Annotated in this window: 1 protein-coding gene; it reads left to right on the plus strand. The window is 68.8% G+C overall.

Annotation, left to right across the window (positions count from 1 at the left end):
* Positions 1-413: 413 nt before the first annotated feature.
* On the plus strand, positions 414-1,881 hold a 1,468-nt coding region (locus tag AC1D01_RS32680; protein WP_477873651.1), incomplete at its 3' end, for an FG-GAP-like repeat-containing protein.

Raw genomic sequence — 1,881 nt, forward strand, 5'->3', positions numbered from 1 at the left:
GTCGCGCACTGGGGTGGCGACGCGCGGTTTCTTCGGCTTGGCGTCGGCCAAGCCGGCACCCAGCAGGAACGCGAGGATCAGCGGTGCGAGCAGCAGTCGGGAACGCGAAAAGAGCATGCGCGGATTATCGGCGTCTGCGGGGGCGGCTCGTCCGGCGGCGCGTCAAGCGGCACGAGCCTCGCTGGGCCTTCCTGAAGCGGAGGTGGGCCTCCAGTACGAATGAACCTCCTCAAGGTTGATGAAATCACGCGGCCTGTCGTGAAAAATCCCCGAGCGCATCGCTAGACTGCGCGCACCGCAGCGGCAGACCACTGCCGCGCGGGTTGCCGGTGCCCCATCGGGCCGAAGGCKACAACACCTCTCCCTCGTTGTCATTGGATGCACGGTCGTCGACCGTGCGCTGGAGGACTCTCTTGGAACTGATCTTGATAGCGTCGCGGCGTGCCCGCGGCCTGGTGGTGTCGTGCGTCGGCGCGCTGGCGCTCTCGACTTTCTCGCTGGCAGCGTGGGCGCAGCTGGCAGTCGGCCAGGATGGCCAGCCGGGCTATCAGCATCCGATCGCGGTGCCGCCGGGCATTGCCGGCATGCTGCCGACCATCGCGCTGGCGTACGGCGGTGACGGCAACGGGCCGGTGGGCCACGGCTGGTCGCTGACCGGCGTCTCGTCGATCGCGCGCTGCGGCGCGAACCTCGCGACCGACGGACGCGTCCGCGGCGTCGACAACACGGCGGCCGACAAGCTGTGCCTCGACGGCCAGCGGCTGATCCAGACGGGTGCGACGGGCGCGGCGCTGGCGTTTCCACAGACCGACGACAGCGCAGGCGGCGGCGGCCTGCTGCGTGAGTTCCGCACCGAGCGCGACTCGTTCGCGCGCGTCCGGGCGTACGGCGTAGGCGGCGGTGCGCCGGCGTATTTCAAGGTGTGGACCAAGGACGGGAAGGTCTACGAGTACGGCAACAACAGCAACGCGACAGCCGATGCGGCCATCACGGCGCAAGGCACCGGCGTCATCACGACCTGGCTCGTCAGCCGTGTCAGCGACCTGCGCGGCAACTACATCGACTACCAGTACCAGCAGCGCGACGGATTGGCGTGGGGCAGCGGCACRGTGGCCGGCACGCCGATCGCGGGGCACGACTGGAGCCTGCGCGAGATCCGCTACACCGGCACGCCGACGCAGGCGCCGGGCARCAAGCTGGTGTTCAGCTACGAGGACCTGCCGGCGSTCGCCCCCASTGGCAAGCCGCAGGCGCGGCGYGAGGCCTACGTGGCCGGCAGCAAGCTCTTGAACGTGCAGCGGCTGGCGCAGGTGCAGACCTTCGTGAACGCGGATGGCAACCCGCTCAAGGTGAACACGCTGCGRCTCGGCTACGACAGYGGCGCGGTGACCAACCGCAGYCGGCTGCGCACGATCACCGAATGCGTCGGCGCGGCCGAATCGCTGTGCCTGCCGCCTTCACGCTTCGACTACGCACCCGACGCCAGCGACGCCTACCAGCGCAACACCACATTCTCGGCCGGTGAACTCGCCACGCTGACGATGCAGAGCACGGTGGCCGGCATCAACCTGGCCCGCTTCTCGAACTACGGCGTGATCACCGCCGACTTCGACGGCGATGGCAAGACCGACCTCATCCGCTGGTCCGACAACCCGGCCGAGAACCGGCTGTACCTGAGCAACGGCGACGGCAGCTTCCGGCGCGTGACGGGCTTCAACCTGACCGGCGCGGACAACACGCTGTTCCACAGCAACGGCTGTTTCAACACCCGCGTGGCCGACTTCAACGGCGACGGGCTGCCCGACCTGCTGCGCTACCGCGACTCTCATGAGACCAACACGGTCAACATCACCACGGCCTGCCCGGCGTACGCCACCGAGC

It is taken from the genome of Rhizobacter sp. P3_B12, assembly GCF_056402895.1.